Source organism: Methanobrevibacter sp. 87.7 (assembly GCF_002208625.1).
GTDB lineage: Archaea > Methanobacteriota > Methanobacteria > Methanobacteriales > Methanobacteriaceae > Methanarmilla.
Genome location: NZ_MRCT01000169.1, coordinates 1 through 3,523, shown reverse-complemented (window position 1 = coordinate 3,523; position 3,523 = coordinate 1). Strand labels below are relative to the sequence as shown.

The 3,523-nt window shown below is 26.2% G+C and carries 3 protein-coding genes; all 3 read right to left on the bottom strand.

Going from position 1 to position 3,523, the window contains the following annotated elements; translation table 11 throughout:
- Window positions 1–170: 170 nt before the first annotated feature.
- On the bottom strand, window positions 171–926 hold the full coding sequence (locus tag BGI41_RS07205) for a metallophosphoesterase (protein ID WP_088539958.1): 756 nt from the start codon (window positions 924–926) through the stop codon (window positions 171–173).
- A gap of 8 nt (window positions 927–934) precedes the next feature.
- Window positions 935–1,285 carry a nascent polypeptide-associated complex protein gene (locus BGI41_RS07200; protein ID WP_088539956.1) on the bottom strand — a complete coding sequence of 117 codons (351 nt, stop codon included), beginning with the start codon at window positions 1,283–1,285 and terminating at the stop codon, window positions 935–937.
- 140 nt (window positions 1,286–1,425) lie between these two features.
- Window positions 1,426–3,405: a tRNA guanosine(15) transglycosylase TgtA gene (gene tgtA / locus BGI41_RS07195; RefSeq protein ID WP_088539954.1), complete on the bottom strand. Its 1,980-nt coding sequence runs from the start codon at window positions 3,403–3,405 to the stop codon at window positions 1,426–1,428.
- Window positions 3,406–3,523: the final 118 nt, after the last annotated feature.

Below are 3,523 nucleotides of genomic sequence, written 5' to 3'. Positions count from 1 at the left end.
AAAATATTATAAAAAAATTAACAAAATTTATAAAAAATACTAAAAAACCTATATAAAAAATTTAGAAAAAACTAAAAAAATACTAAAAGAACTAAAAAAAGCATAAAAAAAAATTAAAAAACTAGAAAAAACCAAAAAATAGTAAAGTATAAAAAAATGTAGAAAAAATATTATAAATCTACATAATCTTTACGTTTAAAATTAACTAAAAGAATTTTATTTCCATCTAATTTATTTAAATAAATCTCAATATTTTTATCAGTAATCTTAATTGTATTGTATGAATTAACATCTTTACCTCTTAATTTATAAGAAGAAAGACTACCTGCATTTACAAATAAAGTACCATCCATTCTCCATAAATGAGGTACATGTTTGTGACCACCAATAACAATATCAACATCATGGTTAATTATAGATTCAAGAACATCTCCAGCATCAGAAAGAATATTTCTTTCTCTACCAGTTCTTGGAATAGATATAATATGATGGTGCATTGCAACAATAGAAAACTTATTTTCAACCATACACTTATTTAATTCATTTTCCATCCAAATTTGTTGTAATTTACCAATATGTCCTTCAGATAAATCAGGAGAAGTACTATCTAAACCTAAAACAACAAGATTTTCATCATCTTTAGTAAGTTTCCAACTACTTTCACCAATAAGTTCTTCAAAAGTTTGGTAACCTAAATTCTTTGCATCATGGTTTCCAGGAATAGCAAAAAGAGGAGCTTTAAACATTTGTAAATATTCTTTAGCTCTTAAAAATTGATTATAATAACCATTATTAGTTAAATCCCCAGTTAATATAATCATATCTGGATCAAGAGCATTGATTTCATCAACAGCTTTTAAATAAACTGCCTCATTAAAATCATTATTACTTACATGTAAATCTGATATATGTGCTATAAGTACCATAATATCATTTATTGACTTAATTTAAGAATAGCTTCAGCTAAATCTCCTTTAGCTTCTTTTAATGCAGCTTCAGCTTCTTCTTTAGAAACATTACCTTGATTTGCAACAATTTCAATATCTTCATCAGTAATATCAAGTTCAATTTCTTTTTCTACTTCTCTTACTTCACCAGTTACTTGGTAAGTTTCAGTTCCCATAATATTCATAGCATTAACTTCAGCTGGGGAAATGATAATGTCTTTATCAGCACATTTTATGATAACTTCTTCAACATCATCAATATCTTCCATTTTCATTCCCATTTTTTTCATTTGTCTTTGCATTTGTTTCATTTGTTTTGGATTCATTCCAGGAATCATTATATAAACCTTCCATTAGTTTTTGAATAAATATATATTAATAATATATTACTTATTTTATTATTTAATATTTTTTTAAAATATCATTAAAATTTAAAAAATATAAAAACAAATTAAAAATTTAAAAATATATAGCTTAACTAATTCTTAAAACCTTTTCTTGTTTTAATAGCTTGACCTTTATTAAAACTTTTAATTTCATTTGGATTAAGTAAAGCTTTCCCAATACCTAATAAATCATCATCTTTATTTACAAGTAAAACTTCATCATTTGCACGAATATTCTCATCACATTCAACTACAAATTGACAGAAAACACTTTTACCATCACGAGTAAATGGTTCAGAATCCTCATTTACAACTACTCTATTATTTGGATATTCAGTAGCAGAATGTAATCTTCTAGCACCTTCTTTAGTAAGAATTAAAAATGCATCAGAAGCACGCATATTTGCTACCATTTTACCATTTACAGAAACATGCCTAATTTTACCAGTTTTTTTAGATTTTTCAAACTTAACTTTACCATCAAATAAAGCTTCACCAGCACCTTCACCAAACTGATAATCAGCAATTGCTTTAATTTTTCTTATATCATCTTTATGATATCTAATATCATCAGATTGATGATGAATTTTATCAAATTCTAAACCATAATGATTTGCAAGACTTTGATGAATTAATACACTATTATAATATTTAGAAAATTCATTAAGACAATCTTTAATAAAATTAATAGCATCTGTATCTTTAATTTTAGGTGATTCATTTTGGCTTAAAGGATAAACTTCATCAATATCAAGAGGTATTAAACCAAATGGTACATCAAGTACCATAAAATCACAATCATCTAAATCAATATCTTCTTCCTTATCATAAACATAGAATCTACCTAATTTACCAGAAATATTTTTAGAATATGGTTTTCTAGTAGGTGGTAAAAGAATTAAATTTGATTTTTTAGGCATTTTCCTAATTTTATTTAAATGACGTTTAATTTCTGGTCTTTTAAGTGATTCAGGTCCAGTATAGAAAAATGCAGATTTTTTACTTCTTGGATCATAAACTTCAAGATCATCAGTATAATTACCAAGTTCTCTTAAAGCATTAAGTAATGCAGGATGAACCCTACATCTTTCTTCTACAAGCTCCATTAAAGTTCCATCATAAATAGCTTGTCTAACTGTTCTAAGTTCTGCAAAAGAAACATTAAGATTATGTTGAGCAATAAGTTTTACTCTTTCTTCTTTAGGTAATGCTCTTAATTCATCTGGAGTATATTTACTACATACTTCACAAGAACAAGGCATTTCATTTAAATCTTCAAGTCTATAAGTTCCTCTTGTAGATAAAAGTCTATCATCTTCAGCATATAAAATATAAGCTGCAGAATCAAATAAATCACAACCCATAGCAGCACAAAGAGCAAAAATCATAGGATGTCCTGCACCCATTAAATGTCTTGGAACACTATCAGGTAAATGACTTACACTATGCATTACAACATCAACTAAATCAGAATACTTATACATTTCCATTAAAGGTACAACAGCACCAATAGGATATAAATCTGCATCAAGTTTAGTAAGTTCATCAGCACATTTTTCTCTTAAATCAAGGAATGTTGAACCTTGAACTACAGAATTTAAAAGCATTGAAATATTATTTTCTTTTTTATATTCAACTGCTTCTTTAGCACGATTAATAGTAATTTCTAAATCTCTTTCAGCATCTTCCCTTTTAACAAAAGGCCCAGTAGGAATATCTAAAGAAGTACCAATATCAGTTCCTATTTTTTCCTGAAAATCAATAACTTCTTTATTTCCAATATCAATATCCCCATAAACAGATAATTGGAATGAACCAGAATCAGTCATAATAGGACCATCAAAGTTTATAAGTTTATGAACCCCTTCTTCAAGAGCTTTTTGTTTTAATTCTTCATCTTTAAATATTATATAAGAATTAGTAATAACAATATCTGCTCCATACTTTTTAACATCAATAGTCTGTTTACCAGGATGAATAACTGGCATAAGAGCAGGAGTTGTAACATTACCATGTTTAGTTTTAAGTACACCTACTCTTCCTCTATTATCTTTAGCTTTTATTTCAAACATTAAATTTCTCCTGAAATTAAAATAAATAGTTAAATATCTAATTATAAAATTAGAACAAAAATTTTAATAAAAATCATTTAAAATCTATATAAAAATAGTAATAAACTATATATTATTT

Coding starts and splice junctions, on each gene's coding strand:
- tgtA (WP_088539954.1), bottom strand. CDS start 3,405: ATGTTTGAAATAAAAGCTAAAGATAATAGAGGAAGAGTAGGTGTACTT.
- BGI41_RS07200 (WP_088539956.1), bottom strand. CDS start 1,285: ATGATTCCTGGAATGAATCCAAAACAAATGAAACAAATGCAAAGACAA.
- BGI41_RS07205 (WP_088539958.1), bottom strand. CDS start 926: ATGGTACTTATAGCACATATATCAGATTTACATGTAAGTAATAATGAT.